This is a genomic window from Streptomyces montanisoli (assembly GCF_017813245.1).
Classification (GTDB): Bacteria; Actinomycetota; Actinomycetes; order Streptomycetales; family Streptomycetaceae; genus Streptomyces; species Streptomyces montanisoli.
The window spans coordinates 1-13,312 of the sequence record NZ_JAGIQL010000164.1 but is presented as its reverse complement, the minus strand read 5'-3'; the positions used below and the strand labels follow the sequence as shown (position 1 = coordinate 13,312).

Here is a 13,312-nt window from a genome sequence, read left to right as displayed (position 1 = left end):
GCGCGTCCAAGGCGGGACCGGGCGGGCTCCAGGCGCCCGGCGCGCCCTGGGCGCCCGGGAGGCCGGGCATGGCGCTCACCGCGCGTCCCCCGGCGCGGAGGGCCCCGAGGCGGGCGCCGGCGCGCGCTCCGGCGGGATCGTGCCGCCCTCGGCGACCCGCGTGACCTCGTCCGCGTACGGCATCGCCGAGGAGCAGGCGAGGCGGGAGGCGACGATGGCGCCCGCCGCGTTGGCCGCGCGCACCGTGCGTTCGAGCGGCAGCCCGGCGAGCAGCCCGTGGCAGAGCGCTCCGCCGAACGCGTCGCCCGCGCCGAGCCCGTTGACGACGTCGACGGGGACGGGCGGCGCCTCGGCGGTCGTGCCGTCGCGGTGGACCGCGAGGACGCCCGCGGGCCCCTGCTTGACGACCGCGAGCTCCGGCCCCGCGGCGAGCAGCGCACGCGCGGCCGCGTGCGGGTCGCGCTCGCCGACCGCCGTCTCGCACTCGTCGAGGTTGCCCACCGCGACCGTCGCGTGCCGCAGGGCGGCCGCGTAGGCCTCGCGGGGGTCGTCGTCCCAGAACATCGGACGCCAGTCGAGGTCGAAGACCGTGACGTCGCGGCGCGCGCGTTCGCGCAGCGCCGTCAGCGTGGCGGTGCGGCTGGGCTCGGCGCACAGCCCCGTGCCCGTCATCCAGAAGACGCGGGCCGCCCTGATCGCGTCGAGGTCCAGCTCGTGCGGGTGGATCTCCAGGTCGGGCGCCTTGGGCCTGCGGTAGAAGTACAGCGGGAAGTCGTCGGGCGGGAACAGCTCGCAGAAGGTGATCGGCGTCTGGTACCGCTCGACGGGGCTCACCCAGCGGTCGTCCACGCCGAACTCGCGCAGCTGCGTGTGCAGGTACCGGCCGAACGGGTCGGCGCCCGTGCGGGTGACGACGGCGGTGCGCAGCCCGAGGCGGGCCGCGGCCACCGCCACGTTCGCCGCGGACCCGCCGAGGAACCTGGCGAAGCCGTCCACCTCGTCCAGCGGCACGCCCGTGCGCAGCGGGTAGAGGTCGACGCCGATCCTGCCCATCGTGATGACGTCGTACGGCCCGGGAGCCATGGGCGCCGCCCCTCCTCGTCGTACTCGTTGCAATCGGGTGGGAATCGGGTGGGAATCGGACCTGTTCGCGCGGGCGGCGGCCCGCGGCGGCCGGGACCTGTCTACTGCGCCTCCCCCACCCTGTCAACGTTATGTCCGGACATTCGGACGTAGCCTTGACAGCGTCTTCCGGCGGCCCGAGGCTGGCGGTCATGGCCCTCTCCGCGCCCCCGCCGCCGTCGTCGCGCCCATCGTCGCCGTCGCCGCGCATCCGGATCGGTTCGGCCCCCGACTCGTGGGGCGTGTGGTTCCCCGACGACCCACGCCAGGTGGACTGGCGGCGCTTCCTCGACGAGGTCGCGCAGGCCGGTTACGAGTGGATCGAGCTCGGCCCGTACGGCTATCTGCCGAGCGATCCCGCGCGCCTCGCGGAGGAGACGGCGAGCCGCGGCCTGCGCGTGTCGGCGGGGACGGTCTTCACGGGACTGCACCACGGCCCCGGCGTGTGGGAGGAGACCTGGGAGCACGTGGCCGGCATCGCGGGGCTGACGCGCGCGACGGGCGCGGAGCACCTCGTGGTCATCCCCGCGTTCTGGCGTGACGACAAGACCGGCCGGGTGCTGGAGGAGTCCACCCTCACGGCCGGTCAGTGGCACGACCTGACGTCGCTGACGGAGCGCCTCGGCCGCGAGGTGCGGGAGCGCTTCGGCCTGAAGATCGTCGTGCATCCGCACGCGGACACGCACATCGACAACGCGGAGCACGTCGCGCGCTTCCTCGACGCGACGGACCCGTCCGCCGTCTCCCTGTGCCTGGACACCGGGCACTACGCGTACTGCGGCGGCGACAGCGTCGAGCTGATCGAGACGTACGGCGAGCGGATCGGCTACCTGCACCTCAAGCAGGTCGACCCGCGCGTCCTGGCGGATGTCGTCACCGAGGAGCTGCCGTTCGGGCCGGCCGTCGCGCGCGGCGTGATGTGCGAGCCGCCCGCGGGGGTACCGGACCTGGAGCCGGTGCTCGCGGCGGCGGCCCGGCTCGGCGTGGACCTCTTCGCGATCGTCGAGCAGGACATGTACCCCTGCCCGCCGGACCGCCCGCTGCCGATCGCCCGGCGCACGCGCCACTTCCTGCGCGGCTGCGGGGTCTGAACCCGGCGCACGCCCAGCGCGGCGGACGTGCCCCCGCGGACGCACCCCTGTCAACGCGTCGCACCGGCGGGCCACTTCCCCGGATGACGATTCGCCGCAAGAGTTGACGCACGCCCCAGAGAACCGTTTCTGTCACAAAAGTCGATCATTGGTCACGGATATCTCCGTTACACGGGTTTCGGGCCACAGGCGCGTGACAGCCGTCGACACTTCCTCACGCTGCGTCGCTGAATGGGCACAGGGTCGGCGGTGATCCATCAGCCGATCGCGCCGCAGGGAGGCACGCACACCCATGACCGACACCAGGCTCTGGTCCTACAAGGAGATCGCCGCGCACATCCGGGTGCAGCCCGACACCGTCCGCTCGTACCGCAAGCACGGACTCCTGCCCGCACCCGACCACGTCGAGAACGGCAAGCCCTACTGGTACGCGGACACCATCCGCACCTGGGTCGCGAACCGGCCGGGCAACAGGGGGCGGCGGGGCTGAGCCGCCACTTCATACCCCCTGGGGGTAGGGTGGGCGGTGTAATGCCACCCATGTCCGACGAGGAGGACGCAATGAGCAACGTCACCACCGTGTACCAGGTCACCGGCATGAGCTGCGGCCACTGCGAGGGGGCCGTCGCCGGCGAGATCTCCGGCATCCAGGGTGTCGTCTCCGTCCAGGCCGCGGCCGACACCGGCCGGGTGACGGTGGAGTCCGAGACCCCGCTCGACGAGAGCGCCGTGCGCGCGGCGGTCGACGAGGCGGGCTACGAACTCGCGGGACAGGCCTGACGGCCCCACTCCCCCGCCCCCACCAGGGTGGCTGACCAGTTTTTTACGGTTGCCTGTCCTTCACAGGGGCCACGAGTCCTTCACAGCGAGAGCTAGATCACATAGATTTATGGGTAACCATCCGGGCAGCTCGCGTGTCATAGAGGACGATGCCAGAGAACGTCTTGGGGGACGTTCACGAGATGTCTTGGGGGACATCTCGGGCAAGCGATTGGCCGGGGCACGTGCATCGGGGAGCTTGAGCGGCCCTCCCGTACGTACCCCGGTCGAACCGCACCGGTAACCGCCGCTGGTTACGGCAGACGCCCGGCCCGGATCCCGTGGGGGGAATCCGCTCCGGGGGATATGGAAAGCGCCCCGCCTACCGACCCGTGGGGGGATCGGTGGCGGGGCGCTTTTCGCGTGGCGCTTGCGGCGCGGCGCGGCGCACGAGCGGGCGGCAGGGTGCCACCCGGTGGGGCGACCGCGTCAGCGGGCCTCGACCGGGACGAAGTCGCGCTGGACCTCGCCCGTGTAGATCTGGCGCGGACGGCCGATGCGGGAGCCGGGCTCCTTGATCATCTCGGTCCACTGGGCGATCCATCCGGGCAGTCGGCCGATCGCGAACAGCACGGTGAACATCTCGGTCGGGAAGCCCATGGCGCGGTAGATCAGGCCCGTGTAGAAGTCCACGTTGGGGTAGAGCTTCCGCTCGACGAAGTAGTCGTCCGCGAGCGCGTGCTCCTCGAGCTTGAGCGCGATGTCGAGCAGCTCGTCCGACTTGCCGAGGGCCGAGAGGACGTCGTGGGCGGCCGCCTTGATGATCTTCGCCCGGGGGTCGAAGTTCTTGTAGACGCGGTGGCCGAAGCCCATCAGCTTGACGCCGTCCTCCTTGTTCTTCACCTTGCGGATGAAGGTGTCGACGTCGCTGCCGCTGGCCTGGATGCCTTCCAGCATCTCCAGCACGGACGCGTTGGCGCCGCCGTGCAGGGGGCCCCAGAGGGCGTTGATGCCGGCGGAGATCGAGGCGAACATGTTCGCCTGCGAGGAGCCGACGAGGCGCACGGTGGAGGTCGAGCAGTTCTGCTCGTGGTCCGCGTGCAGGATGAACAGCTTGTCGAGCGCCGAGACGACGACCGGGTCGAGTTCGTAGTCCTGGGCCGGGACGGAGAACGTCATCCGCAGGAAGTTCTCGACGTAGCCGAGGTCGTTGCGCGGGTAGACGGTGGGGTGGCCGACCGACTTCTTGTAGGCGTACGCGGCGATCGTCGGCAGCTTGGCGAGCAGCCGGATCGTCGACAGGTCGCGCTGGCGCTGGTCGAACGGGTTGTGGCTGTCCTGGTAGAACGTCGACAGCGCGCTGACCACGGAGGACAGCATCGCCATCGGGTGGGCGTCCTTCGGGAAGCCGTCGTAGAACCGCTTGACGTCCTCGTGGAGCAGGGTGTGCCGGGTGATCTCGCTCTTGAACGTGGAGAGCTGGTCGACGGTGGGCAGCTCGCCGTTGATCAGCAGGTACGCCACCTCGACGAAGCTGGACCGCTCGGCCAGCTGCTCGATGGGGTAGCCGCGGTAGCGCAGGATGCCCTGCTCGCCGTCCAGATAGGTGATCGCGGACTGGTAGGCGGCGGTATTCCCGTAGCCGCTGTCCAGGGTCACGAGACCGGTCTGATTGCGGAGCTTGCCGATGTCGAAGCCCGTGTCACCGACGGTGCTCTCGACCACCGGGTAGGTGTACTCGCCATCGCCGTACCGCAGTACTACCGCGTCGTTGTCGCGTTTCTCGCTCACGTCATCCCTCACCGACGTAGTGCCTCTTCTTCGAGGTGCCCTGATGTCCCTACCATCCCCCATTTGGCGCAGGAAGGTGCACTCGGGGTCGACCATTGGGCTCATTGGCGGCACTGAGTGCCGCCAACCTCCTCATCCTGCCCCCTTCACCCCGGTTCCGAAAGCCCTACGTGATGTTTACGACCCCGCGCGACCCGAGAGGCCGAGCGCGAGCCGGTGGTCGAGCGCCGTGTACCTGCGCCCCGCCGACACCGCGCGCACCGCCTGGCCTATCGCCTGGCGGGATCCGACGAGCACGACCAGCTTCTTCGCGCGCGTCACCGCCGTGTAGAGCAGGTTGCGCTGGAGCATCATCCAGGCGCTCTTCGTGACGGGGACGACCACGGCCGGGTACTCGCTGCCCTGCGAGCGGTGGATGGTGACGGCGTACGCGTGGGACAGCTCGTCCAGCTCGTCGAAGTCGTAGGGCACCTCCTCGTCCTCGTCCGTGAGGACCGTCAGCCGCTGCTCGTCCTCGTCGATGGCCGTGACGACGCCGACCGTGCCGTTGAAGACGCCGTTCTCCCCCTTCTCGTAGTTGTTCCTGATCTGCGTGACCTTGTCGCCGACGCGGAAGACCCTGCCGCCCACCCGCCTCTCCGGCAGGCCGGGCCTGGCCGGGGTGATGGCCTGCTGGAGCAGGCCGTTGAGCACGCCGGCCCCGGCCGGGCCCCGGTGCATGGGCGCGAGCACCTGCACGTCCTTGCGCGGGTCGAGGCCGAACTTGGCGGGGAGCCTGCGCGCGGCCACGTCCACCGCCAGGCGCCCGGCCTCCTCGGTCTCGTCCGCCACGAACAGGAAGAAGTCCGACAGGCCCTGCGTCACGGGCGGCACGCCCGAGTTGATCCGGTGCGCGTTGGTGACGACGCCGGACAGGCGCGCCTGCCGGAAGATGCGGGTGAGCCGCACGCGCGGCACCGGGCCGCCCTCGGCGAGCAGATCGCGCAGCACCTCGCCCGCGCCGACGGACGGCAGCTGGTCCACGTCCCCGACGAGCAGCAGGTGCGCGCCCTGGGCGACCGCCTTGACCAGCTTGTTGGCCAGCAGCAGGTCGAGCATCGACGCCTCGTCGACCACGACGAGGTCGGCGTCGAGCGGGCGGTCCGCGTCATAGGCGGCGTCCCCGCCGGGCTTGAGCTCCAGCAGCCGGTGGATCGTGGAGGCCTCGGCGCCCGTCAGCTCGGTCAGCCGCTTCGCCGCGCGCCCGGTGGGCGCGGCGAGCACCACCTTCGCCTTCCTGGCGCGCGCCAGCTCGACGATCGAGCGGACCGTGAACGACTTGCCGCAGCCGGGGCCGCCGGTGAGCACCGCGACCTTCTCCGTGAGCGCGAGCCGTACCGCCTGCTCCTGCTCGGGCGCGAGTGACGTGCCCGTGCGCCGCGCGAGCCAGCCCAGCGCCCTGTCCCAGTCGACGTCTCGGAAGGCCGGCATGCGGTCCTCCTCGGTGCGCAGCAGCCGGCGCACGCGTGACGCCAGTGACAGCTCGGCCCGGTGGAACGGCACCAGGTAGATCGCCGTGACCGGCTCCCCCTCGGGTCCTGGCACCGACTCCCGTACGACGCCCTCCTCCTCGTCGGCGGCGAGCTCGCCGAGGCACTCGATGACGAGGCCCGTGTCGACCTGGAGCAGCTTGACGCCGTCCGCGATGAGCTGGTCCTCGGGCAGGAAGCAGTGGCCCTGGTCCGTGGACTGCGACAGCGCGTACTGGAGGCCCGCCCTGACGCGCTCCGGGCTGTCGTGCGGGATCCCGACGGACTGGGCGATCTTGTCGGCGGTGAGGAAGCCGATGCCCCAGACATCCGCGGCGAGGCGGTACGGCTCGCTCCTGACGACACCGATCGACGCGTCCCCGTACTTCTTGTAGATGCGCACGGCGATGGACGTGGAGACGCCGACGCCCTGGAGGAACACCATGACCTCCTTGATGGCCTTCTGCTCCTTCCACGCGGCGGCGATCTTTGCCGTGCGCTTGGGTCCGAGCCCGGGTACCTCGACGAGCCGCTTCGGCTGCTGCTCGATGATGTCGAGGGTGTCGAGGCCGAAGTGGGTCACGATCCGGTCGGCGAATACCGGGCCGATGCCCTTGACCAGGCCGGAGCCCAGGTAGCGCCGGATCCCCTGGATCGTGGCGGGGAGGGTGACCCGGTAGTTCTCGACGGTGAACTGCTTGCCGTACTGCGGGTGGGAGCCCCAGCGCCCCTCCATGCGCAGCGACTCGCCCGGCCGGGCGCCGAGCAGCGACCCGACGACGGTCAGCAGGTCGCCACCGCGGCCGGTGTCGACGCGCGCGACCGTGTAGCCCGTCTCGTCGTTGGCGTACGTGATCCGTTCGAGCACGGCTTCGAGCACCGCGAGCGAGCGCGGCGCCGTGGCCGGTTGTGGCGTGCGGCTGGACATGTTCCGACGCTACCGCCGCCCGGCGACACCCGTTCAAGCCCTGTGGACAACCCACCGTCTGTGGACAACCGGGCCACCCGGCCGAGTGGCGGCCCGGCGGCCGGTGCTACAGCGCGTGGCGCACGTACCGCTCCGCCACGTCCCGCAGCAGTTCCTCCCCGTCACGGGCCCACAGGCGGTCGTTGAACAGCTCCACCTCGATCGGCCCGGTGTAGCCGGCCGCGTCCACCCGCTCGCGCCACTGCCTCAGGTCCACCGCACCGTCGCCGATGAGGCCGCGCCCGTTGAGCACGCCCTCGGGCAACGGCGTCTCCCAGTCCGCCAGTTGGAACGAGTGGATCCTGCCCTGCGCGCCCGCGCGCGCCGCCGCGGTCGGCGCGCGGTCGTCCCACCAGATGTGGTACGTGTCGACGACCACCCCGACCTGCTCGGCGGGGAACCGCTCGGCCAGCTCCAGGGCCTGGTCCAGGGTGGAGACGACGCACCGGTCGGAGGCGAACATCGGGTGCAGCGGCTCGACGGCGAGCCGCACCCCGCGCTCCCCCGCGTACGGCGCGAGTTCGCCGAGGGCCCGCGCCACCCGCTCGCGCGCCGCAGGCAGGTCCTTCGACCCGCCGGGGAGCCCGCCGGACACCATGACCAGGGTGTCGGTACCGAGCGCCACGCACTCGTCGATCGCCGCCCTGTTGTCGTCGAGCGCCGCCGCACGCGCCTCCGGCTCGCCGGCCGTGAGGAAGCCGCCCCTGCACAGGGTGGTGACGCGCAGCCCGGCGTCCCGTACGAGCCGCGCCGCGGCCTCGACGCCGTACGCACGCACGGGCTCGCGCCACAGGCCGACGCCGGGGATGCCGAACCGGGCGCATGCCTGGACGAGTTCGGGCAGGGAGAGCTGTTTCACCGTCATCTGGTTGATGCTGAAGCGGCTCAGATCGCCGCTCACGCGCCCGCTCATCGCGCCACCCCGTACACGTGCAGCAGGCTGCGCATGCGGTCGGCCGCCAGGGCCGGGTCGGGGAACAGGCCGAGCGTGTCGGCCAGTTCGTAGGCGCGCGCGAGGTGCGGCACCGAACGCGCCGCCTGCTGGTGTCCCGCCATGACGAAGTGGTCCTGGTGGCCCGCCAGCCAGGCCAGGAGGACGACCCCGGTCTTGTAGAAGCGCGTCGGGGCCTCGAACAGGTGCCGCGACAGCTCGACGCTGGGATCGAGCAGCGCCCTGAAGCCCGCCACGTCCCCCGTGTCGAGCACGCGCAGCGCGGCGGACGCGAGCGGCGCGAGCGGGTCGAAGACGCCGAGCAGCGCGTGGCTGAAGCCCTGTCCGTCGCCCGCGACGAGCTGCGGGTAGTTGAAGTCGTCGCCCGTGTAGCAGCGGACGCCCTCCGGCAGGCGGCGGCGCACGTCGATCTCGCGGTCCGCGTCGAGCAGCGAGATCTTGATGCCGTCGACCTTGTCCGGGTGGTCGGCGATGACCTGGAGGAACGTGGCCGTCGCGGTGTCGAGGTCGGTGCTGCCCCAGTAGCCGTCGAGCGCCGGGTCGAACATCGGGCCGAGCCAGTGCAGGATCACCGGCTCGCGCGCCTGCCGCAGCAGGTGTGCGTACGTCTTCAGGTAGGCGTCGGGCCCGTCGGCCGCCGCGGCGAGCGCGCGCGACGCCATCAGGATCGCCTGGGCGCCGGTGTCCTCGACGAGCGCGAGTTGCTCCTCGTAGGCGGCCAGCACCTCGCCCGCGGTGTGCTCTCCCGCGGCCAGCTGGTCGGTGCCCACGCCGCACGCGATGCGCCCGCCCACGGCCCTGGCCTCGGCGGCCGACCTGCGGATCAGCTCGGCGGCGCCCGCCCAGTCGAGCCCCGTGCCGCGCTGCGCGGTGTCCATGGCCTCCGCCACGCCGAGGCCCTGCGCCCACAGGTGGCGGCGGAAGGCGAGCGTCGCGTCCCAGTCGAGCGCGGCGGGCGCGTCGGGCGTGGTGTCGGCGTACGGGTCCGCGACGACGTGCGCCGCCGCGAAGACCGTGCGGGAGGTGACGGGGGCGCCGCCCGCGGGGGCGCCGCCCGCGGGCGCCAGGAAGGCCGCGGGCTCGGCGCGCGGGGTGTACGCGCGGATGCCGCCGCGCGCGTCGGGCAGGCCGAGCGGGGCCGGTGCGCGGGTCACAGCGTCAGCTCCGGAACGTCGAGGCGGCGGCCCTCCGCGTGCGACCTGAGGCCGAGCTCGGCGAGTTGCACGCCGCGCGCGCCCGCCAGCAGGTCCCAGGCGAACGGCTCGTCGAGGGCGACGTGGCGCAGGAACAGCTCCCACTCGGCCTTGAAGCCGTTGTCGAACGCGGCGTTGTCCGGCACGTCCTGCCACTGGTCGCGGAAGGCGTAGGTGGCGGGCAGGTCCGGATTCCACACCGGCTTGGGCGTGGCGCTCCTGTGCTGCACCCGGCACTCGCGCAGCCCGGCGACCGCCGACCCGTGCGTGCCGTCGACCTGGAACTCGACGAGCTCGTCGCGATTGACCCGCACCGCCCAGGAGGAGTTGATCTGGGCGACCGCGCCGCCCTCCAGCTGGAAGATGCCGTACGCGGCGTCGTCGGCGGTCGCCTCGTAAGGCTCACCCTGCTCGTCCCAGCGCGTGGGCACGTGCGTGGTGACGTACGCCTGGACGGCCGTGACGCGCCCGAACAGCTCGTGCAGCACGTACTCCCAGTGCGGGAACATGTCGACGGTGATGCCGCCGCCGTCCTGCGCGCGGTAGTTCCACGACGGGCGCTGGGCCTGCTGCCAGTCGCCCTCGAAGACCCAGTAGCCGAACTCGCCCCTGACGGACAGGATCCGGCCGAAGAAGCCGCCGTCGATGAGCCGCTTCAGCTTCAGCAGGCCGGGAAGGAAGATCTTGTCCTGGACGACGCCGTGCTTGACGCCCGCGGCGTCGGCGAGGCGGGCGAGGTCCAGGGCGCCTTCGAGGTCGGTGGCGGTGGGCTTCTCCAGGTAGAGGTGCTTGCCCGCGGCGATCGCCTTCTTGACGGCCTCGACGCGCGCGGACGTGACCTGGGCGTCGAAGTAGACGTCCAGGGTGGTGTCGGCGAGCACCGCGTCGAGGTCGGTCGACCACTCCGCGAGGCCGTGACGCTCCGCGATCTCCCGCAGCGCGTGCTCGCGCCGCCCGACGAGCACCGGCTCGGGCCACAGGGTGTCGCCACCGCCGAGGTCGAGTCCGCCCTGCTCCCGGATGGCGAGCACGGACCGCAGCAGGTGCTGGCGGTACCCCATCCGGCCCGTGACGCCGTTCATGGCGATCCGGACTGTTCTGCGTGCCACGAAGTTCCCTCCATACAGCCCTAGCAAGCGCTTTCTACGGCTATGAAGCTAACCTGCGACGCGTGGCCGGACAAGACCGGGGCCGTGATCGGCCGGGATCAGCGACGCCGGGGCAATCGCACGAGCACGCGGAGGAAAGCGATGACAGTCACGCTGGCGGATGTGGCGGCACGCGCCCGGGTGTCACCGGCCACCGTCTCCCGCGTGCTGAACGGCAACTACCCGGTCGCCGCGGCCACCAGGGAGCGTGTGCTGCGGGCGGTGGACGAGCTCGACTACGTGCTCAACGGCCCCGCGAGCTCGCTCGCCGCCGCCACGTCGGACCTGGTGGGCATCCTCGTCAACGACATCGCGGACCCCTTCTTCGGGATCATGGCGGGCGCGGCGCAGACGGAGATCGGCATCCAGGAGGCGCCGGACGCGACGGGCTTCGCGCGGGCGGACGCGGCCGGGGCCGCGGAGGCCGCCGGGCCCCACGCGCCGGGGGCCGGACGCAGGCGCGCGGGCGGCCAGAAACTCGCCGTCGTGTGCAACACGGTCGGGTCGCCCGAGCGCGAACTGACCTACCTCACCCTGCTCCAGCGCCAGCGGGCGGCCGCCGTGATCCTCACGGGCGGCGCGCTGGAGGACGCGGACCACGGCGCGGCGGTCACGGCCGCCCTGCGGCGGCTCGCGGCGGCGGGCACGCGCGTGGTGCTGTGCGGGCGGCCGCCGCTGCCCGACGACGATGTGGCGGTCGCGGCGCTCGCGTTCGACAACCGGGGCGGGGGCCGGCGCCTCGCCGAGCACCTGCTCGCGCTCGGGCACCGCACGATCGGCTACGTGGCGGGCCCCCTGGAGCGCACCACGACGCGCCACCGCCTGGAGGGCCATCGCGAGGCCCTGAGGGCCGCTGGGCTGCCCGCGGCGGGGTCAGGTGGCGCCCAGGACCCGCTGACGCTGCACGGCCCCTACACGCGGCGCTCGGGCTACGAGGCGACGCGCGAACTGCTGCGCAGGCAGCCGGGCCTGACGGCGGTGGTGGCCGCGAACGACACCGTGGCGCTCGGCGCGTGCGCCGCGGTGCGCGACGAGGGCCTGCGCATCCCGCAGGACGTGTCGGTCGCTGGCTTCGACGACCTGCCGTTCTCGGTGGACGCCACGCCCGCGCTCACGACCGTGCGGTTGCCGCTTCAGGAGGCGGGGGCGCGCGCGGGCCGGCTGGCGATGGGCACGGAGGCGCCGCCGCCCGGCGGCATCGCGACGATCGGGGCCGAGCTGATGGCGCGCGCGTCGACGGCGCCGCCCCGGGCCTGACGCGCACGGGGTTCCAGCCTTCACGCTTGGGGCAGGCGGGGCGTACGGGGCCCGTGACACGGACACGGTGACCAACAAGGAGGAACAGGCACGTGAAGTCGGCCTTCTCAACACTGGGTGTACCGGGGATGCCCATCCCCGACGTCGTCGAACTGGCGGTGTCGTCCGGCTACCAGGGCGTGGAGCTGCGCTGCCACCCTGAGGAGCCGGTCCACCCCGGCGTCGGTCCTGGCGCACGCGCGGCGGTGGTGGACGAGTTCGCACGCGCGGGCGTCGAGATCCTGACGGTCGCCGGGTACGCGCGCGCGGCCGACACGGGGGTGACGGACGAGGCGTTCCGCGAGGAGATCGACGGGCTGCTGTGGCTGGCGCGCGACCTGGGCGCGCCGTACGTGCGGGTCTTCCCCGGGGGCGGCGACGCGCCGGGGCCCGAGGCCGACGAGGTGGCGGCGCGCCGCCTGGGGGCGGCGGCGGAGGTGGCGAACGACTTCGGCGTGCGGATCCTGCTGGAGACCCACGACTCGCACCGCACGGGCGCGGACGCCGAGCGCGTGGTGGCGGCGGTGGGGCATCCGCGGGTCGGCGTGCTGTGGGACGTGATGCACACGTGGCTGGGCGGCGAGTCCCCCGAGGTCACGAGCGCCACGCTCGGCCCATACCTGGGGTACGTCCAGGTCAAGGACATCGCGTCGGCGCAGGACACCACCCCGCTGGCCTTGGGGGCGGGCGTGCTGCCGCTGGCGGAGTGCGTGGGGACGCTGCCGGATGACACGTGGGTGTGCTGGGAGTACGAGAAGCGCTGGTACGAACAGGCCGCCCCGCTCCCGGAGTTGCTGCCCGCGGGCGCCCGCCACCTGGCGGACCTCGCCGCCCGCCCCCGCGCGCGCTGAGCCCCGCGCGCGGTCCCGCCAGGGCCGGGCGCGCGGTCGGGAGGTGACCGGCGCGCGGCCGCCGGCGAAACGACGCGCGTGCGCGGGCCTGCGCGCCGTGCCGCGCTCGCACAGGCAGCCAGGTGCGTGCACCCGAGTGGGGGGCCGCCAGGCCGGTGCGCCGTGGCCTGACGGAGCGCATGGCGCACAAGGCGGGCCGACGCACGCAGGCGCGGGCGGGCAGCCCGGCCGCCTCCGACGAGGCTGTACACGCACGGCGCGCAGGCGCGGAAACCGCGCGTACGGCGCGCCGCACGCCGTCGGTGGCCGGCGCTCGCTCTACCGCGCACGCCGCGTGCCGGGGGAAACCGCCCGCGCGGCGCCTGACGCGCGCGTACTACAGAGTGCGGGTCCCGCCCGGGCCGGGCACGCGGTCGGGAGGCGACCGGCGTGCGGCCGCCGGCGAAACGACGCGGGCTCCCGGGTCGGGCCCGCCCCGAGGGCACGTACGCGGAGGACCGCCGCGCGAAACCGCACGTCCGGGCCGTGCGCGCAGGGCACGCACTCGCGGCGAAGGCCCGTGCGGCACCGCACGCGTGTGCGGGGCACGGCCGGTAGCCCCGGGGGCCGGGGCGGGGCGCACCGTGCGCGAGGT

11 protein-coding genes are annotated in these 13,312 nt (G+C 73.0%); 5 read left to right on the top strand and 6 right to left on the bottom strand.

The features are described from left to right. Nucleotides 1-75 precede the first annotated feature (75 nt). Nucleotides 76-1,083 carry a 5-dehydro-2-deoxygluconokinase gene (gene iolC / locus JFN87_RS27505; protein ID WP_209344227.1) on the bottom strand — a complete coding sequence of 336 codons (1,008 nt, stop codon included), beginning with the start codon at nucleotides 1,081-1,083 and terminating at the stop codon, nucleotides 76-78. A 191-nt stretch (nucleotides 1,084-1,274) separates the two neighbouring features. Between iolC and JFN87_RS27500 the strand changes: the two genes are divergently transcribed. The 3 genes from JFN87_RS27500 (at nucleotide 1,275) to JFN87_RS27490 (ending at nucleotide 2,993) form a co-directional block, all read left to right on the top strand. Further along, a complete protein-coding gene (locus JFN87_RS27500; protein ID WP_209344225.1) occupies nucleotides 1,275-2,213 on the top strand; it encodes a sugar phosphate isomerase/epimerase family protein in 939 nt (312 codons plus the stop codon). 292 nt (nucleotides 2,214-2,505) lie between these two features. Next, complete coding sequence (locus tag JFN87_RS27495; protein ID WP_030908155.1) at nucleotides 2,506-2,703, top strand: helix-turn-helix transcriptional regulator; 198 nt, start codon at nucleotides 2,506-2,508, stop codon at nucleotides 2,701-2,703. Nucleotides 2,704-2,753: 50 nt separating this feature from the next. Beyond that, on the top strand, nucleotides 2,754-2,993 hold the full coding sequence (locus JFN87_RS27490; RefSeq protein WP_209344222.1) for a heavy-metal-associated domain-containing protein: 240 nt from the start codon (nucleotides 2,754-2,756) through the stop codon (nucleotides 2,991-2,993). 468 nt (nucleotides 2,994-3,461) lie between these two features. Here the strand turns inward: JFN87_RS27490 and JFN87_RS27485 are convergent, their stop codons facing one another. From JFN87_RS27485 to JFN87_RS27465, 5 genes are all read right to left on the bottom strand, one after another. Beyond that, nucleotides 3,462-4,775 (bottom strand): citrate synthase, encoded by a 1,314-nt coding sequence (locus JFN87_RS27485; RefSeq protein ID WP_209344219.1) that lies wholly within the window; start codon nucleotides 4,773-4,775, stop codon nucleotides 3,462-3,464. Nucleotides 4,776-4,940: 165 nt separating this feature from the next. Then, nucleotides 4,941-7,199, bottom strand: a complete 2,259-nt coding sequence (gene recD2 / locus JFN87_RS27480; RefSeq protein ID WP_209344217.1) for an SF1B family DNA helicase RecD2 — start codon at nucleotides 7,197-7,199, stop codon at nucleotides 4,941-4,943. A 106-nt stretch (nucleotides 7,200-7,305) separates the two neighbouring features. Then, entirely contained in the window at nucleotides 7,306-8,103 is a 798-nt protein-coding gene (locus JFN87_RS27475) for a sugar phosphate isomerase/epimerase family protein (protein ID WP_245182068.1), read from the bottom strand. 44 nt (nucleotides 8,104-8,147) lie between these two features. After that, on the bottom strand, nucleotides 8,148-9,344 hold the full coding sequence (locus JFN87_RS27470) for a dihydrodipicolinate synthase family protein (protein ID WP_307865609.1): 1,197 nt from the start codon (nucleotides 9,342-9,344) through the stop codon (nucleotides 8,148-8,150). Continuing rightward, nucleotides 9,341-10,492 (bottom strand): Gfo/Idh/MocA family protein, encoded by a 1,152-nt coding sequence (locus JFN87_RS27465; RefSeq protein ID WP_209344213.1) that lies wholly within the window; start codon nucleotides 10,490-10,492, stop codon nucleotides 9,341-9,343. Before JFN87_RS27465 ends, JFN87_RS27470 begins: the two co-directional genes overlap by 4 nt. A 141-nt stretch (nucleotides 10,493-10,633) precedes the next feature. Between JFN87_RS27465 and JFN87_RS27460 the strand changes: the two genes are divergently transcribed. Together JFN87_RS27460 and JFN87_RS27455 are read left to right on the top strand one after the other, a co-directional pair. Continuing rightward, on the top strand, nucleotides 10,634-11,788 hold the full coding sequence (locus JFN87_RS27460) for a LacI family DNA-binding transcriptional regulator (RefSeq protein WP_209344211.1): 1,155 nt from the start codon (nucleotides 10,634-10,636) through the stop codon (nucleotides 11,786-11,788). A 92-nt stretch (nucleotides 11,789-11,880) separates the two neighbouring features. Then, nucleotides 11,881-12,678: a sugar phosphate isomerase/epimerase family protein gene (locus JFN87_RS27455; RefSeq protein WP_209344209.1), complete on the top strand. Its 798-nt coding sequence runs from the start codon at nucleotides 11,881-11,883 to the stop codon at nucleotides 12,676-12,678. Nucleotides 12,679-13,312 lie beyond the last annotated feature (634 nt).